This window comes from Streptomyces yerevanensis (assembly GCF_000716805.1).
GTDB lineage: Bacteria > Actinomycetota > Actinomycetes > Streptomycetales > Streptomycetaceae > Streptomyces > Streptomyces flaveus.
The window spans coordinates 119,845-136,471 of the sequence record NZ_JNWJ01000014.1 but is presented as its reverse complement, the minus strand read 5'-3'; the positions used below and the strand labels follow the sequence as shown (position 1 = coordinate 136,471).

15 protein-coding genes are annotated in these 16,627 nt (G+C 70.7%); 8 read left to right on the top strand and 7 right to left on the bottom strand.

From position 1 onward, the window contains the following. Positions 1-34 precede the first annotated feature (34 nt). A complete protein-coding gene (locus OP79_RS16910; protein WP_051744712.1) occupies positions 35-1,636 on the top strand; it encodes a purple acid phosphatase family protein in 1,602 nt (533 codons plus the stop codon). A 73-nt stretch (positions 1,637-1,709) separates the two neighbouring features. Here the strand turns inward: OP79_RS16910 and OP79_RS58035 are convergent, their stop codons facing one another. Together OP79_RS58035 and OP79_RS16905 are read right to left on the bottom strand one after the other, a co-directional pair. Further along, complete coding sequence (locus OP79_RS58035) at positions 1,710-1,841, bottom strand: hypothetical protein (RefSeq protein WP_103782913.1); 132 nt, start codon at positions 1,839-1,841, stop codon at positions 1,710-1,712. Positions 1,842-2,098: 257 nt separating this feature from the next. Then, on the bottom strand, positions 2,099-2,638 hold the full coding sequence (locus OP79_RS16905; RefSeq protein ID WP_033321048.1) for a GNAT family N-acetyltransferase: 540 nt from the start codon (positions 2,636-2,638) through the stop codon (positions 2,099-2,101). A gap of 112 nt (positions 2,639-2,750) precedes the next feature. Here OP79_RS16905 and OP79_RS16900 point away from each other — a divergent pair, with 112 nt between their 5' ends. Continuing rightward, positions 2,751-3,698: an NADP-dependent oxidoreductase gene (locus OP79_RS16900; RefSeq protein ID WP_033321047.1), complete on the top strand. Its 948-nt coding sequence runs from the start codon at positions 2,751-2,753 to the stop codon at positions 3,696-3,698. Positions 3,699-3,854: 156 nt separating this feature from the next. Beyond that, positions 3,855-5,762, top strand: a complete 1,908-nt coding sequence (locus OP79_RS16895) for a glycoside hydrolase family 97 catalytic domain-containing protein (protein WP_033321046.1) — start codon at positions 3,855-3,857, stop codon at positions 5,760-5,762. Between the two features lie 80 nt (positions 5,763-5,842). Here the strand turns inward: OP79_RS16895 and pruA are convergent, their stop codons facing one another. Together pruA and OP79_RS16885 are read right to left on the bottom strand one after the other, a co-directional pair. Next, positions 5,843-7,474 (bottom strand): L-glutamate gamma-semialdehyde dehydrogenase, encoded by a 1,632-nt coding sequence (gene pruA, locus OP79_RS16890; protein WP_033321045.1) that lies wholly within the window; start codon positions 7,472-7,474, stop codon positions 5,843-5,845. A gap of 32 nt (positions 7,475-7,506) precedes the next feature. Then, positions 7,507-8,433 carry a proline dehydrogenase family protein gene (locus tag OP79_RS16885; protein WP_033321044.1) on the bottom strand — a complete coding sequence of 309 codons (927 nt, stop codon included), beginning with the start codon at positions 8,431-8,433 and terminating at the stop codon, positions 7,507-7,509. 180 nt (positions 8,434-8,613) lie between these two features. Here OP79_RS16885 and OP79_RS16880 point away from each other — a divergent pair, with 180 nt between their 5' ends. Further along, positions 8,614-9,879 carry a PucR family transcriptional regulator gene (locus tag OP79_RS16880; protein ID WP_033321043.1) on the top strand — a complete coding sequence of 422 codons (1,266 nt, stop codon included), beginning with the start codon at positions 8,614-8,616 and terminating at the stop codon, positions 9,877-9,879. 18 nt (positions 9,880-9,897) lie between these two features. On the opposite strand, the gene OP79_RS16875 is transcribed toward OP79_RS16880, so the two are convergent. Next, positions 9,898-10,404, bottom strand: a complete 507-nt coding sequence (locus tag OP79_RS16875; protein WP_033321042.1) for an SRPBCC family protein — start codon at positions 10,402-10,404, stop codon at positions 9,898-9,900. Then, a complete protein-coding gene (locus OP79_RS16870; RefSeq protein WP_033321041.1) occupies positions 10,401-10,784 on the bottom strand; it encodes a metalloregulator ArsR/SmtB family transcription factor in 384 nt (127 codons plus the stop codon). The genes OP79_RS16875 and OP79_RS16870 overlap by 4 nt, the downstream gene beginning before the upstream one ends. Before the next feature lie 152 nt (positions 10,785-10,936). Here OP79_RS16870 and OP79_RS16865 point away from each other — a divergent pair, with 152 nt between their 5' ends. The 4 genes from OP79_RS16865 to OP79_RS16850 are packed head-to-tail and all read left to right on the top strand — an operon-like array spanning position 10,937 to position 16,039. Further along, positions 10,937-12,427 (top strand): ABC transporter substrate-binding protein, encoded by a 1,491-nt coding sequence (locus tag OP79_RS16865; protein ID WP_033321040.1) that lies wholly within the window; start codon positions 10,937-10,939, stop codon positions 12,425-12,427. Continuing rightward, entirely contained in the window at positions 12,424-14,289 is a 1,866-nt protein-coding gene (locus OP79_RS16860) for an ABC transporter permease subunit (protein WP_245685351.1), read from the top strand. Before OP79_RS16865 ends, OP79_RS16860 begins: the two co-directional genes overlap by 4 nt. Further along, positions 14,286-15,305, top strand: coding sequence for an ABC transporter ATP-binding protein (locus OP79_RS16855; protein WP_033321039.1), 1,020 nt, complete (start codon positions 14,286-14,288; stop codon positions 15,303-15,305). The genes OP79_RS16860 and OP79_RS16855 overlap by 4 nt, the downstream gene beginning before the upstream one ends. Further along, positions 15,302-16,039 carry an ABC transporter ATP-binding protein gene (locus OP79_RS16850; protein WP_245685350.1) on the top strand — a complete coding sequence of 246 codons (738 nt, stop codon included), beginning with the start codon at positions 15,302-15,304 and terminating at the stop codon, positions 16,037-16,039. Before OP79_RS16855 ends, OP79_RS16850 begins: the two co-directional genes overlap by 4 nt. On the opposite strand, the gene OP79_RS16845 is transcribed toward OP79_RS16850, so the two are convergent. Next, positions 15,993-16,577 (bottom strand): TetR/AcrR family transcriptional regulator, encoded by a 585-nt coding sequence (locus OP79_RS16845; protein ID WP_033321037.1) that lies wholly within the window; start codon positions 16,575-16,577, stop codon positions 15,993-15,995. The genes OP79_RS16850 and OP79_RS16845 overlap by 47 nt on opposite strands. Between the last annotated feature and the right edge of the window lie 50 nt (positions 16,578-16,627).

Sequence of the window (16,627 nt, the reverse complement as noted above, 5' to 3'; positions counted from 1 at the left end):
CCTGTGTTGGGGCTCGCTGGGAAGTTTTCCCACCATGACTGTTCCGCCCAGCGGGTCACCGCTCGAGCACCCCGTCCCGAACGTCGGCATACCCGAGCAGCTGGCCCGCCGTATGAGCATGGCGGAGCAGCACGAGTACTTGCGGGCGAGACTGTCGCGGCGGGCGCTGGTGACCGCGGGCGCCTTCGCAGGGGCAGGGCTGCTGGCCGGCTGTACGGGCGAGGACTCGGCGAGCCCCACGCGGACGACGTCCTCACCGGTGACGCATCCCGCGACCGGTCGCGTGCCCGGCTCCGTGGTCGCACCCTTCGGCCGCCATCTCGCCTTCGGCGCCGACCCGAAGACGCAGATGCGGATCTCCTGGCAGGTGCCCTTCGCCGTCAAGAAGCCCTATGTACGGGTGGGTTCGAAGCCCTGGGACCTGAGCCGCAGGATCGACGCCGAGGTCCGGGACCTGCGCACCCCGTCCCTGTCGAAGAAGCTCCCCGCGGTCGAGCAGTACTACCTGCACGCCGCCCTCGACGGCCTCAAGCCCGGCACGACGTACTACTACGGCGTCGGCCACGAGGGCTTCGACCCGACGTCGGCCGACCGCCTGTCGACGATCGGCTCGTTCCGTACGGCGCCCGCGCGCCCCGAGCAGTTCGTCTTCACGGCCTTCGGCGACCAGGGCGTCAGCTATGACGCGCTCGCCAACGACCAGGTGATCCTCGGTCAGAACCCGTCCTTCCACCTCCACGCGGGCGACATCTGCTACGCGGACACGACGGGCCACGGCAAGGACTCGGACACGTACGACGCCCGCGTCTGGGACCAGTTCCTCGCGCAGACCGAGTCGGTCGCGAAGTCCGTGCCCTGGATGGTGACGACCGGCAACCACGACATGGAGGCCTGGTACTCCCCCGACGGCTACGGCGGCCAGTCGGCCCGCTGGTCGCTCCCGGACAACGGCTTCGACCCGAAGAAATCGCCGGGCGTCTACTCGTTCACGTACAGCAATGTCGGCATCGTCGCGCTCGACGCGAACGACGTCTCGTACGAGATACCCGCCAACCTCGGCTACTCGGACGGGAAGCAGAGCGAGTGGCTGGACAAGCGGCTCGGGGAGCTGCGCAAGTCCGTTGATTTCATCGTGGTGTTCTTCCACCACTGCATGTACTCGACGTCGACGCACGCCTCGGACGGCGGTCTGCGCGACGCCTGGCTCCCGCTGTTCACCAAGCACCAGGTGGACCTGGTAATCAACGGGCACAACCACGTCTACGAACGGACCGACGCGATCAAGGGCGGCGAGGTCGGCAAGCGCGTGCCCGTAGGCGCCTCGACGGATCCGACGCGCGACGGGACCGTGTACGTCACCGCGGGCGGCGCCGGCAAGGAGCTGTACGGCTTTCCGGACGGGGTGAAGGACAGTTACGAGGGGAAGGTGAACGACCGGGAGTCGGTCGACAGCTTCCGCTGGACCAAGGGGAAGTCGGAGAACCCGGAGACCGTGGAGTGGTCCCGGGTCCGCTACACCGGTTTTTCGTTCCTCGCGATCGAGGCGGAGACCGGCTCGGCCGCGAAGCTCAAGGTGTCGGCGCTCGCGCAGAACGGCGGGCGCGTCGACTACTTCGAGGTGCGGCGCGGGAGTTGAGACCCGCGCCGCACCACTTACGGGCGGCTCCCGGAAGGTGGGGGCTCAGTGGCCCATCGAAGGACTCGGGGGCTCAGTGGCCCGTCGCGCCGCCGTTGTCCCTGCGGTCGAGGGCGCGCTGGAGCGCGGCGGCGGCGTTCTTACGGTCGGACTCGCTCGTACGGGAGACGTGACGGACTCGGCGGCGGACGGTCGTCTCGGCCATGGGAAATCGACTCCTTATGGCGGCACGGAGTGCGGAAGGGGTTACGAGACGCCGGGTGGGGCGGGGAGCGGTGCCGCAGGGGTTGCCTGCCTAGGGCTCCGGCTCACGGCCGCCATTCGCTTGATCGAGCGAGACGTTCGGCTTCTACAAAGCTAAGCGAGGACGGAGCGTCTGTCTCCACAATTACTTGGGCTTCCTACTATCTGAGACGGCGAAATGGGTCACACTCCGCTGACCTGTGACGATGCCTGATCCGGTCAGAGCACGTCGCCGTCGCGCCAGTCGAAGACAAGTTCGTACGCGGGGTCGAGCGCACCGGCGGAGGCAGGGCGGAGGAAGAGCCAGACCTCCTCGTCCGGGAGGTGCACGATGCCGTCCGGGCCGAGCGCGTGGATCCGTCCCGGCCACGCCTGCCAGCCGCGACCGGCATACAGACCCTCGCCCTCGTAGGTGGCGGACAGCGCGCCGAGTGCGTACGCGCGGTCGATGACCCCTTCCAGGGCGGCCATGACCCGGCCGCCGAGCCCTTGGCGCCGGACGTCCGCGCGGACCGCGACGCCCTCGACGTAACCGGTGCGCAGCGAGCGGCCGTGGTGCAGCACCCGGCGCTGGACCACCGCGCCGTGTGCGGCGAGACCGGTGTCGTCGTGTACGAGGGCGTGGACGCCACCGAGCGTGTGATCCCAGTCCTCATCGCTGAAGTCACCCTCGAAGGCGTCGTCCAGGAGGGTGCGGACGGCGCGGAGCTCTGCGGGGGCGAGATCGGCCGTGTGAGCGGTACGCAGTCGGAGGGTCATCGCGTCAGTATCGCGGGGGCGGCGAGTGCGGACGGCGGGTGCGGACGGCTCGCTTCGGGAGCACCATGGGGAGTGGAGCGGTTCGCGATTCCGGCTTCGGGAGGGAGACCCGATGACCACCGCACTCCCGCGTACGCGTGTGATGACTCAGCACCGGTTCGGCGGACCGGAGGTTCTGGTGATCGAGGAGCGGGAGCGGCCCGTTCCAGGTCCGGGTGAGGTGTTGCTGAGGGTACGTGCGGTGGGGGTCAACGCCCTTGACCGGCTGGTGCGTTCAGGGGCGGCTCCGGTCCTCGGGGAGCCGCCGTTCACATTGGGTGCCGACGTCTCCGGCGTGGTTGAGGCGACCGGTGAGGGTGTCACGCTCTTCCGCCCCGGTGACGAGGTCTTCGGCAAGATCCCGGCCGGCGGCTACGCGGAGCACGTCACCGCGCCGGCCGAGCACTTCGCGGCCAAGCCCACGACACTGGACCACGTCCACGCGGCAGCCGCGCCCACGGCGACGCTCACCGCCTGGCAGGCCCTCGTCGACCTCGCCCAAGTCGCCCCGGGCACACGTGTGCTGGTGCACGCGGCGGCGGGCGGTGTCGGCCACGCGGCAGTACAGCTTGCCAAGGCAGAGGGCGCGTACGTCATCGGCACGGCGCGCGCCGGCAAACACGGCTTCCTGTACGACCTCGGCATCGACGAGGCGGTCGACTACACGGCCACGGACTTCGCCACCGCCGTACACGACATGGACGTGGCTCTCGACCTGATCGGCGGCGACTACGGCCCGCGCACGCTCAACACCCTGCGTCCCGGCGGCCTGCTGATCTCGGCGATCCCCGGCGACCTCGGCCTCTCCCCCGAGGACGTGGACGCCCGGGGCATGCGCTTCGCGGTCGTCCTGACGGAGCCGTCGGGCGTCCGCCTGGGGAAGATCGCCTCGCTCCTGGCGAGCAATCGCCTGCGTATCCACGTGGAGGCGGTCCTGCCCTTCGCGGAGGCAGCCAAGGCCCATGAGCTGAGCGAGTCCGGACACGTCCAGGGCAAGCTCGTCCTCACGCTCCCGGACTGACGCCTTCCTCCGGCCACCTCCCACGCCGAAGGTCCGGTCCCTGTACTGAACCAGTCATCAGCAATCCGATGTCTGATGCTGTCAGACTCCTTGACACTCCTCAAGAGCCCCTTCACGCTCACAGTCATCCGATGTCTGTGACAGGAGGGGTTCTACATGGCGGTCCAACCCCGGGCCCGCACCATCGTGTTGACGCTCTGCTCCGCACTGCTCGCCACGGCCACCGCGGCGCTTCCCGCTCGCGCCGAGGCGCCCGCGGCCCCGGCATCCTGGGAGGTGCGCGGCCCGCAGGGCTCCCCCACGGCCGTGGTGGCTCTCGACGACGGCCGGCCGACGCTCACCGTGAGACGCGCCGGCCGCACCGTCCTCGAACCGTCTCCGCTCGGCCTCGTCACCGAACAGGCCGACTTCTCCAAGGACTTGACCTTCACCGGCCGCAGCGACCGCACGGTCAACGAGCGCTACACCATCCCAACCGGCAAGTCCCACAAGCGTGTTGCCCGGATGACCGAGTCCCGCTTCCGCTTCCGTACGGCCGACGGCGCCCGGCTCGACCTGCTCACGCGTGTCGCACCGGACGGCGTCGCCTACCGCTACGTCCTGCCGGGCGACCACGGCGACGTCGTACGCGAGGCCTCCGCCTTCACCTTCCCCGCCACGGCCGAGGCCGTCATCAACCGCTATCGCGCGGACAACGAACTCCCCTTCGTCCGCTACGAGTCGGCAGCCGCCGCGCCTGAGGGCACGTACTCGATGCAGGCCCTCTTCAAGACGGACGGCGGCTACGCCCTGATCGCCGAGTCGGACCTGACCGGCAGCTACGCGGGCGCCCACCTCACCCACGCGGCCAACTCGCCGACGTACGGCGTGGGTCTGTGGAACGACGAGCCGGTCCAGGCGTCCGGCCCGCTCACCACCCCCTGGCGCGCGATGATCACCGGTGATCTGGCAACCGTCACCGAGTCAACCTTCACCGACGACCTCGCCCCCAAGTCCCGGGTCCGCGACACCTCCTGGATCAAGCCGGGCGCGGCGCTGTGGACCTGGCTGGCCGGCGGCAAGGAGGCCGGGCAGAGCCTGGAGGCGCAGAAGAAGTACGTGGACTACGCGGCCGAGCGCAACTGGCCGTACGAAGTCGTGGACGCGGGCTGGTACTTCAAGCCCGGCGAGTGGGAGGTCATCGACCCGGACTGGCAGACGAACAGCTGGATGCCGGAGCTGGTGCGCTACGGCAAGGAACGCGGCGTCGGCATCCACGTCTGGCTGCACTACACCCTCCTCACCGACCCCGTCGAACGCGAGAAGTGGCTCTCCACGCTGGAGAAGTGGGGCGTCAAGGGCGTGAAGATCGACTTCATGGACTCTGAGTCGCAGGAGCGGATGAGCTGGTACGACGACGTGCTGAAGGACACCGCGAAGCATCACCTCATGGTCAACTTCCATGGCTCCACGATCCCCAAGGGCATGCAGCGCACCTGGCCGCACGTCATGACGCTGGAGGGGGTCGGCGGCGAGGAGAAGCGCAACAACACGGCGGCACAGCTGGCCGCACTGCCTTTCACCCGCAACGTCATCGGCTCCATGGACTTCACCCCGGGCGCCTTCCACCGCCCGTTCCGCCCCAACGTCCAGTCGGACGCGGGTGAGCTGGGCCTGAGCGTGCTCTACGAGTCCGGCATCCAGAACCTCGCCGGCACTCCGGAGTCGTACGACGCCCGCCCCGAGGCCCGCCGCTACCTGGAGCAACTCCCCACCGGCTGGGAGGACACCCGCCTGCTCACCGGCGACCCGGGCCGCTCGGCGGTGCTCGCGCGGAAAGCGCCCGACGGCCGCTGGTTCATCGGCGGTACGTTCGCGGGTGCGGCCCAGAGTGTGGACGTACCCCTGCGTCTCGGTGCGGGCAAGTGGCTCGTGGAGACCGTCACCGACGGCCCGTCGGGGCTGGTCCGCGAGCCGCACGCCGTGCGCGGCGGCGACACGCTCACCGTCCCGGTCGTGGCGGACGGCGGCTTCGCGGCCCTCGCCTGCCGCTGGTACGCGGGCCGCACGACCTGCGACCGCTGACCGAGCCGACCGAACACCGATACGACACCGCCCCCGCTCCGGAGTCCCGGAGCGGGGGCGGTAGTTGAACCCGTGCGGGATCAACCCATGTGCGGGTACGCGTAGTCCGTCGGCGGGACCAGGGTTTCCTTGATGGCTCGGGTGAGGGTCCAGCGCTGGAGGTTCTGGGGGGCGCCGGCCTTGTCGTTGGTGCCGGAGTTGCGGCCGCCGCCGAAGGGCTGCTGGCCGACGACGGCGCCGGTGGACTTGTCGTTGATGTAGAAGTTGCCGGCGGCGTAGCGGAGTTTCTCCGCCGTGTACGCCGCCGCCGCGCGGTCGTTCGCGATGACGGCGCCCGTGAGCGCGTAGTCGGACACCGACTCCATCTGGGTCAGCATCTCCTCGTACTTCTCGTCGTCGTAGACGTGCACGGCGAGGAACGGGCCGAAGTACTCCGTCGTGAAGACCTCGTTGGCCGGGTCGGAGCACTCGACGACGGTCGGGCGGACGAAGTAGCCCACCGAGTCGTCGTACGAACCGCCCGCGACGATCGTGCACTTCGGGTCCTCGGCGGCCCGGTCGATGGCCGCCTTGTTCTTCGCGAAGGCGCGCTCGTCGATGACGGCGCCGATGAAGTTCGAGAGGTCGGTGACGTCACCCATCTTGATGCCGTCGACCTCGGCCGCGAACTCCTCCTTGAAACCGGCGTTCCAGATGGAGGCCGGAATGTACGCGCGGGAGGTCGCCGAACACTTCTGCCCCTGGTACTCGAAGGCGCCCCGGGTCAGCGCGGTCTTCAGCACGGCACGGTCCGCGGAGGGGTGCGCGACGAGGAAGTCCTTGCCGCCCGTCTCGCCGACCAGACGCGGGTACGTGCGGTACTTGTCGATGTTCGCACCGACCGTCTTCCACAGGTGACGGAACGTCTTCGTCGAGCCCGTGAAGTGGATGCCGGCGAGGTCGCGGTGGTTCAGGGCGACCTCGGAGACGGCCAGACCGTCGCCCGTCACCAGGTTGATGACACCCTTGGGCAGGCCCGCCTCCTCCAGCAGCTGCATCAGCAGGACAGCCGCGTGGGTCTGCGTCGGGGACGGCTTCCACACGACGACGTTGCCCATGAGGGCGGGCGCGGTCGGCAGGTTGCCGGCGATCGCCGTGAAGTTGAACGGCGTGATCGCGTAGACGAAGCCCTCCAGCGGGCGGTGGTCGAGACGGTTCCAGACGCCGGTGGAGTTGGCCGGCGGCTGCTCGGCGAGCAGGTCACGGGCGTACTTGACGTTGAAGCGCCAGAAGTCGATCAGTTCGCAGGGGGTGTCGATCTCGGCCTGCTGCGCGGTCTTCGACTGGCCGAGCATCGTGGAGGCGGCCAGCGTCTCGCGCCAGGTCGTGGACAGCAGCTCGGCGGCGCGCAGGATGATCGCGGCGCGGTCGTCGAAGGACATCGCGCGCCAGGCGGGCGCGGCGGCCAGGGCCGCGTCGATCGCGTCCTGCGCGTCCTGCTGAGTGGCGTTGCGGAAGGTGCCGAGCACGGCCTTGCGGTTGTGCGGCTGCACGACCTGGAACGGCTCGCCGCCGCCCATCCGCTTCTCGCCGCCGATGGTGCAGGGCAGGTCGACGGGGTTCTCGGCCAGCTCCTTGAGCTTGGCCTCCAGGCGGGCGCGCTCGGGAGAGCCGGGGGCGTAGCCGTGCACCGGCTCGTTGACGGGGGTGGGGACCTGGGTCACAGCGTCCATGAGGTTCCGAACTCCTTAACTGAGCGGTGGGGTCAGCCCTTGGTGATCATCGAGCGGGCGAAGAAGCGCAGGTTGGCGGGTTTCTCCGCGAGGCGGCGCATGAAGTAGCCGTACCAGTCGGTGCCGTACGCCGTGTAGACGCGCACGCGGTGGCCCTCGGCGGCGAGCCGGGTCTGCTCCTCGCTGCGGATGCCGTACAGCATCTGGAACTCGTAGTCGTCCAGTTTGCGTCCCACGCGCCGGGCCAGCTCCTGGGTGATGGCGATGAGGCGTGGGTCGTGGGACCCGATCATCGGGTAGCCCTCACCCTCCATCAGGATCTTCAGGATGCGGACGTACGCCTTGTCGATCTCGGCCTTGTCCTGGTACGCGACCGACGCGGTCTCCTTGTACGCCCCTTTCACGATACGCACGCGGCTGCCGTTCGCGGCGAGACGGCGGGCGTCGGCCTCCGTGCGGAACAGGTAGGCCTGGATCACGCAGCCGGTCTGCGGGAAGTCCTTCCGCAGCTCCTCGTGGATGGCGAACATCGAGTCGAGGGTGGTGTGGTCCTCCGCGTCCAGCGTGACAGTGGTGCCGATGCGGGCGGCGGCCTCGACGACGGGACGGACGTTGGCGAGCGCCAGCTCGTGACCTCCGGGAAGCGCCTGGCCGAAGAGGGTCAGCTTGACCGACATCTCGGCCCGCTCGCCCAGGCCGAGGCCTTCGAGGTGGTCGATCAGTCGCAGGTACGCGTCGCGCGCCGCCGTGGACTGTTCGGGCGTGGTGATGTCCTCGCCGACCACGTCCAGGCTGACCTCAAGGCCACGGTCGGCGAGGTGCTTGACGACCGGTACGACGTCGTCGACCGTCTCACCGGCGATGAACCGCTCGACGACCGGCTTCGTCACCGGGGCCGCCGACACCAGGCGGCGCATTCTGTCGCTGCGCGAGGCGGCGAGAATCACGGGTCCCAACACGGGGCAACCTCCACAACAGCGACCAGCAGGGGGGCCGTAACCGAACGTTCGCGGGTGAACGGTGCGGCGACGGCGCGGAGAACCACCGTGAAACTTAAGGATCCCTCCGATCGTGGGCCATCGACAGACGTCACGCATCCGTGCCCTGGATCTCAGACATCTGTATGAAGGGCGTGGGAAATGCGGGAGAATGCCCGAGTGACGCAGGCGAAAGGCGAGTATCAGGAGCTGGTCGACGAGATCTCGGAGCTCCTCGGCGCCCCCGCGACGCTGGAGAACCGGGACTTCGAGCTGATCGCTTTCGGCGCGTACGACAGCGACAGCGAGATCGACGAGTCCGCCCTCGATCCCGTGCGGACCCGCTCGATCCTCACCCGCCGTTCCACCACGGCGGTCCGCACCTGGTTCGAGGGCTTCGGCATCGCCCAGGCCACCGGCCCGGTCCGTATCCCGCCGACGCCCGAGGCGGGGGTGTACCGGGGGCGGGTGTGCCTTCCGGTACGTCATCGGGGGCTCGTCCTCGGTTACGTATGGCTGCTCGCCGACGATCCGGGCCCCACCGAGGAGCAGCTCGACGCGGCCATGGAGGTGACCGCCCGGATCGGCGACCTCCTCGCGGACGAGGCCCAGGCGGGCGCGGACCTGACCCGTGAGCTGCGCGCCGTCCTGACCGCCGAGCGCGGCTGGCCACGGGACATGGCGGTGGCGGAGCTGCGTACGGCACTCGGCGTACGCGGCGAGGGCCTCCACACCGTGGTCTGCGTGACCCCCTGGCCGTCCGCCGACCCGGACGACGCGCCTTCGGTCCGTACGATCCCGGGGGCGACGGCCCTGTGCACGGTCCCGTGGGGCACCACCGGCCAGAGCCTGGCCCTGCTGGTACGACTGCGCTCGTCGACGGTGCTGACTCCGGCGACTTCGGCGGCTGCGCGGCTGCTGAGGGAGGCGGAGGGGATGGGAGGGGGGTCCGGCCTGGTGGCTGGAACGCGGGGGGCTTCTGGAGGCCGGGCGGAGGGGGCGCGGGAGGCCTCGGGAGGCCCGGCGGCGGGAATCGCGGCGCCCCGAAGTGGCCTCGCCGAACTCGGCGCCGCCTGGCACGAGGCCTCGGCCGCGGCCGGCGCGGCCCTGGCCGAACCCGGGCTCGGCCCGGTCGCCGAGTGGGCCTCCATCGGCCCGTACCGTCTGCTGACGGCTCTGCCCGCGGAGGCGGCCCACGACCCCGTCGTACGCCCCCTGCTGGACCCGGCCCACCGCGAACTGGCCCGCACCGCCGAGGCGTTCCTCGACTGCGCGGGCCAGGCGGGCCGCACGGCAGCCCACCTGGGCATCCACCGCCAGACCCTCTACTACCGCCTCTCCCGCGTCGAACAGCTCACCGGCCTGGACCTGGACGACGGCGAGGACCGCCTGCTCCTGCACATGACGCTGAAGGCGCAGCGTCTCTGAGCCCTACCCGCGTCGGTCTCAGGCCAGGGACTCGAAGTACGCCTTCTGGGCGGGGTAGTAGTCGTCGAAGTCCGGGCGGGGCCCGTCCATGCGGGCGGCGGTGAGCATGTCCAGGTAGTACTCCCAGCCGGGTCCGGTCGAGCCGAGATCCTCCGTGGAGGTGAGGTGGTGGATCAGGCGGAGTTCGGTGGTGCCGTCGGTCTCGGCCAGGAGCAGCTCCAGGGACCAGACGCCGGCCTCGTCCTCCGTCGTGACGGCGAGCCGGTGCGGCGGTTCGCAGGCCTCGATGCGCATCGGCATCCAGGGCGCCGACTCCTCGAAGGCCATCTGCGCCTCGATGGTGCGGCCCGGCGCCGCCTCGCCGCGCCACGGCCCGAACCAGCGGGCCGTGCGCTCCGGCTCGGTGACGCTCGCCCAGACGTCGTCGACGGGGGCGCGGTAGGTGCGGGTGAGGATCAGGTCGTATCCCGTCGGCGTGGGTACGAGCCGCCCGGTGGGTGTGGGTTCCGAGGTCGTGCCAGTCATGCCGTGTCCTCCCTGGAGTGGCGCGCGGTGTCGGCGGGCTCCGCCCGGCCGCGGTCCCGGCGTGTGCGGTGCACTTCGGTGTCAAGGGCGGCGAGGCGCATAGCCCAGTCCGGGCGCCGTTCGTCGAACTGGGTGAGCCACGCGGCCAGTTCCCCCAGCCGGGAGCGGACGAGCGAGTAACGCCGATGCCGTCCGACCTGCTCGTCCCGCACCAGGCCGCTCTCCCGCAGTACCCGCAGATGACGGCTCACCGCGGGCCGGCTGATGGTGAACCGCGCGGCGATCTCGCCCGCCGTCAGCGGGGCGTGGCGCAGCATGACCAGGATCTCCCGGCGCACCGGATCGGCGACCGCGACGGCCACCTCGGTCAGTTCGTCCACGACTGAAGCGTAACCCGTAGGTTACGCGTTGAGCCAGATGCAGGCCCGAGGCCGGCCGGAGGTTGAAATTCGGACGGGATTACTGAAAACGATTGTCATCATGCTACGGTCAGGTATACGTCCCCTTGACCACCCCTTTACCGGAGGGTCCCGTGCGTCTGCCCGCCCGCCTTCTCCCCGTGTCCGCGGTCGCCGCCGCCTCCGCCCTGCTCACCGGCTGCTTCTCGGGGGCCGCTTCGGACAGCTCCGCCGAGGGCGGCGAGAAGCGGGTACGCGTCGCGCACATGCTGCCGCCGCGCTCCGGGCTCTCGCCGCTGTCCGACGACGCGTTCAAGCTGTCCCGCTGGTCGACCGCCGAGACGCTCGTCAAGCTCGACGTGGAAGGTGACGCCGAACCCGCACTCGCCACCAAGTGGCAGCAGAACGGCAAGACCTGGACCTTCGAGATACGGGACGGCGTGACCTTCCACGACGGTACGAAGCTCACCGCCGAGGCCGTCGTACGGTCGCTCACCGAGGCCGCCGGCGCCTCCCCCAAGCCCCGCATCCTCGACGGCGTGGACCTGACGGTGAAGGCCGAGGGCGACTCGGTCGCCGTCACCACCGGCACCGAGGACCCGCTCGTCCCGCAGCGGATGAGCTCGCCGCAGCTGTCGATCCTGGCGGCGAAGGCGTACGAGGGGAAGACGGTCAACCCCCTCGGCGCGGGCACCGGTCCCTTCGAGCTGAAGAAGGTGAACGGCACGTCCTCCGCGTCCCTCGACCGCTACGACGACTACTGGGGCGGCAAGGCCAAGTCCCCCGGAATCGACGTCAAGTTCGTGCCGGACGGCACCGCCCGCGCCGCCGCCCTGCGCAGCGGCGAGGCCGACGTCGTCGAGGCGGTGCCGGTCTCGCAGGCCGCGCTGCTCGAGGAGGACCAGATCACCGAGGTGCCGATGCCGCGCACCAACACCCTGTACCTGAACACCTCCGAAGGTCCTTTCCAGGACGCCGCGTTGAGGGCCGCCGCCCGCGAGGCCATCGACGCCGAGTCGATCGTCAAGGGCGTGTACGAGGACCGCGCCGACGTCGCCGAAGGGCTGCTCGGGCCCGCGCTGCCGTGGGCCGCCGACCTGCGTACGCCGGTCAAGCGCGCCAAGGCCGGTGACCCGGCCGGGAAGTCCATCACCATCGGTACGTTCACCGACCGCGCCGAACTGCCCGAGGTGGCCCAGACACTGCAACAGCAGCTCCAGAAGGCCGGGTTCAAGGTGAAGCTGGACGTCCGCGAGTACGCGAACATCGAATCCGACGCGCTGGCGGGCGAGTTCGACGCCTTCATCCTGTCCCGGGCGACGATCCTCGACTCGGGTGACCCGGCCGCGTACCTCTACAGCGACTTCGGCTCCAAGGGTTCCTTCAACATCTCCCAGCTCTCCGACAAGACCGTCGACGCGGCTCTGGACAAGGCCTCCGCGACCAAGGCCGGTGACGCGCGCCGCAAGGCCGTCATCGAGGCGGAGGCCGCGGTGCTCGCCACCGACGCCGCCATCCCCATGCTGCACGAGCGGGTCATCCAGGGCGACGCGGCCGGTGTCGTCGATGTCACGCACGACCCGCGGGAGCGTGAGCTGATCACGAAGGACACCTACGTCAAGTGACGCTCGTGGCATGCCTGTTGAAGGCGGCGAGAACACCGGGCAGCCGGGCCGGACTCACCCGGCTCGGCTGCCTCGCGGCCGTCCTCGCCACCGTCGGACTGCTCCCCTGGCTCTCCGGCCGCGACCCCGCGCTCACCGTGCTGCGCGCCCGGTCCGCCGAGCAGGAGGCGACCGAGGAGGCGCTGTCCGCGATCCGCGAGGACCTCGGACTGGGCGCGGGTCCCCTTTCCCTGCTGGGGGACTGGGCCTCCGGACTGCTTCGCGGCGACCTCGGCACCTCCTGGGTGTCGGGCACCGACGTACTGCCGTCGGTGGTGGCCGGGCTCCAGGTGTCGCTGTCCCTGATGGGCGCCGCCCTCGGCGTCGCACTGCTGATCACCTGCGTCCTGGTCGCGCCTGTGCTCGTACGCGGCCGGGGGTCGGCCGGCTCGTTCGCCGCGATGCTCGCCGCGCTCCCCGAATTCCTGCTCGCCACGCTCGCGTTGCTGGTGGGCGGGGTGTGGCTGGGCTGGCTGCCGACCTCCGGCTGGGCGGGCCCGCAGTACATGGTGCTGCCCGCCCTCGCCCTGGGTATCCCCGCGGGCGGTCTGCTCGGCCGTCTGGTCGCCGACGCGCTGCCCGCCGTTCTGGAGGAGCGGTGGGTGGAGCTGTGGCGGGGTGCGGGGGTCAGTCAGGCGCGGATCTCGGCCGCCGCGCTGCGGCGTGTACTGCCGCCGCTGGTACCGCAGTTCGGCATGGTCGCCGTCGGTCTTACGGGCGGGGCGGTCGCCGTGGAGGTCGTGTTCGCGGTGCCCGGCATCGGACGTACGGCGCTGGGGGCGGCCAAGTCGCAGGACCTGCCGCTGCTCCAGGGTTCGGTCCTCGCGCTGCTCACACTGGGCCTGGTCGCGGGTGCGCTCGCGGCCCTCGTACGGCGCCGGCTGCTGGGCCCGGCACTGCGGGACGCGGGGCTGACGCTGCCCGCGGCCCGTCCGGTCCGGGCGCATCCGGCCGTTCCGGTGGCGCTCGGAGTCGTACTGCTGACCTGTATCGGCTGGGGGCTGCTGCGCGATCCGTACGCCGTGGACACGACCGCCCGCCTCCAGGCGCCGTCGTGGGCGTACCCGCTCGGCACGGACGGGCTCGGCCGTGACGTGCTGGCCCGGCTCGGGCACGGGGCTGCGTCGACGGTCGGCACGGCCGCCGCGGTCTGCCTGGTCAGCCTGCTCCTCGCGCTCGCCCTCGGCTTCCTGCCGTCCGTGGCCACGGGCTCCTCGGACATCGCCAACGCGCTGCCGCCGGTGATCGTCGGCATCCTCGTCGCGGCGGCAGCGGGCCCCGGCACGGGCGGCGCGGCGCTCGCGGTGGCCCTGATCTCCTGGCCTCCGCTGGCGGCCCACGCGGCGGCACTGGTGCAGGAGGTGCGCGCCTCGACGTTCCTGCACGCCCAACGGGCCATCGGCGCAACGCCGTGGTGGATCCTCACGCGTCACGTGCTGCCCTCCGTGACGGCCCCGGTCGCCCGCCACGCCATCCTGCGCCTGCCGGGCATCGCCCTGGCCCTGGCCTCCCTGGGCTTCCTGGGCCTGGGCGCCCAGCCGCCCGCTCCGGAGTGGGGGCTGCTGCTTGACGAGTCCCGCGCGTATGTGGAACGGGCTCCGTGGGCGGCGCTGGCTCCGGCGGTCGCGCTGGCGGTGATGGCGGGTCTTGCGGTGTCGTTGGCGGCTTATGCGGAGAGGGATGCGGGGGGTGCTGGGGGCGCGGCCCGGGCTGGTTCGGCTTCGGGGCGGGGCCGGTTCGCTGTCGCCTTTGCCTCGTTCCGTTCCCCCAAGGAGTCCGTCCAGGGGTCCGTCAAGGAGTCTCTCAAGGAGCCCGTCCGATGAGCACGCCGAGTACACCGAGTACTGAAGTCCTCCTCTCCGTACGGGACTTGCGCATCTCCTTCGGCGCCGTCGAAGCGGTACGGGGCCTCTCCTTCGACGTACACGAGGGCGAAGTCCTCGCCGTGGTGGGCGAGTCGGGCGCGGGCAAGTCGCTGACGGCGCGGGCACTGCTGGGCATGCCGCCGCGCGGGGCGACAGTGACGGGGAGCGTACGACTGGGCGCGGACGAACTCGTCGACGCCCCCCGCTCCGTACGCTCCGCCCTCTGGGGCCGCCGCGTCGCCCTCGTCCCCCAGGACGCGCTCTCGGCCCTCTCCCCCGTACACCAGGTGGCCGACCAACTCGCCGCCGCCGTACGGTCCGTGGACCGCGCCTCCCGCAAGGAGGCGCGGGCCCGTGCGGTGGCCGCGCTGGAGGAGGTCGGCATCGCGGCGGACAAGGCGCGGGCGTATCCGCACGAGTTCTCCGGCGGCATGCGCCAACGGGCGGTCATCGCCATGGCGATGCTCCACCAGCCGGACCTGGTCATCGCCGACGAACCGACGACGGCCCAGGACCCGGAAACGCAGAAGCAGGTCCTCGACCTGCTGGCCACCAGGACGGGCGCCGCCGGCGCGTCCCTCGTCCTGGTCACGCACGACCTCGCGACGGTACGGGAGCACGCGGACCGGATGGTGGTGATGTACGCGGGGCGGTTGGTCGAGGCGGGGCCGGTGGATGAGGTGTTCGCGCGGCCACGGGCGCCGTATACGGCGGGGCTGTTGGCGTCGGTGCCGGAGGCGCGCCCCGTCAGGAGCACACGACTCCGACGACTCCCCGCAATCGCCGGAGCTCCGCCCGCCCCCACCGACCTTCCACCCGGCTGCGCCTTCGCCCCCCGCTGCCCCCTGGCGGACGCCACCCGCTGCCGTACGGAGCAACCCGAACCCGAGACCCACGACGGCCGCACCGTCGCCTGTCACCGCTGGCGCGAACTGCCCGACAGCCCCGCCGAGTTGTTCCTGGAGACCGTGTGAGCGATGTGAGCCGAGCGAGCCAGGTGAGCCCCCTCCTGGACGTACGCGATCTCGTCGTCCGCCACGGCACCCGCACCGCCGTGGACCACGCCTCCTTCGACATCGCCCCCGGCGAGACGCTCGGCCTCATCGGCCCGTCGGGCTGCGGCAAGTCGTCCACCGCCATGGCCGTACTGCAACTGCGCCGCCCCGACAGCGGCGAAGTCTGGTTCGACGGGCAGGAGTTGACCGCGATGGACGAGCGGCGGCTCCGGCCGCTGCGGCAGACCATGCAACCCGTCTTCCAGGACCCGTACGGATCACTCAGCCCCCGCCACCGGATCCGCGACGCCATCGCGGAACCCCTGCGCGTACAAGGGAGTTGGGACCGCGCAACCGGCCCCGCCCGCGTGGCCGAGCTGCTGGAACAGGTCGGCCTGGACCCGGCCCACGGCGACCGCCGCCCGCACGAGCTGTCCGGCGGGCAGTGCCAACGCGCCGGTATCGCCCGAGCGTTGGCCTGCGAGCCCAAGCTCCTGATCCTCGACGAACCGGTCTCCGCCCTCGACCCGTCCCTGCGCGCGGGAATCCTGAACCTCCTGGCCGAACTACAGGAACGCCTGGGCCTGGGCTACCTGTTCATCTGCCACGACATGGCGCTCGTACGCCACTTCTGCGACCGGGTCGCGGAGATGCGGGACGGGAGCATCATTTCCGAGTGGCAGCCTCCATCACCTGACGCAGCCCTTCGGTGAGCGCGTCGGCGTCGGGCGCGTGCTCGGGGTCGAAGTTCCACTGTGCGATGAGGCCCGTCATCAGCGTCGTGTAGAACCTTCCGAGCGTGTCCAGGGTCTTGTCGGGGATCTCATCCTCCGGCACCCCCATGAACAGCGCCACGAGAGCGCGCTCGGCGTCCCGCTGCTGCGACGCCAGATGGTCGCGCACCGCGGGCAGCTGATCCCCCATGGCCACGATCTCCACGCTGAGCCGCCACATCGAACCGGGCCCCCGCATGGTGTCGATGATGTTCGACCACGCCTCCTGGAAGCGCTCGACGGAGCCGGGTGCGGTGGCGCTCTCGGCGGTCCCGTCGCCCTCGAAGGCGTCGGAGAGCTCGCCGACCAGCGCGAGGTAGGCCTCTGCCAGCAACGCGTCCTTCGAGCCGTAGTGGTAGCCGATCGACGCCAGGTTCGTCCCCGACTCCTTGACGATGTCGCGCGCGGTCGTGCGCACGAAGCCCTTCGCCAGCAGGCAGCGCTTGGCGCCTTCGAGCAGATCCTCACGGTGTCCCATGCGGGCCACCCTACTCCGATCCATACGACCGTCCTATACGGTCGATTTAC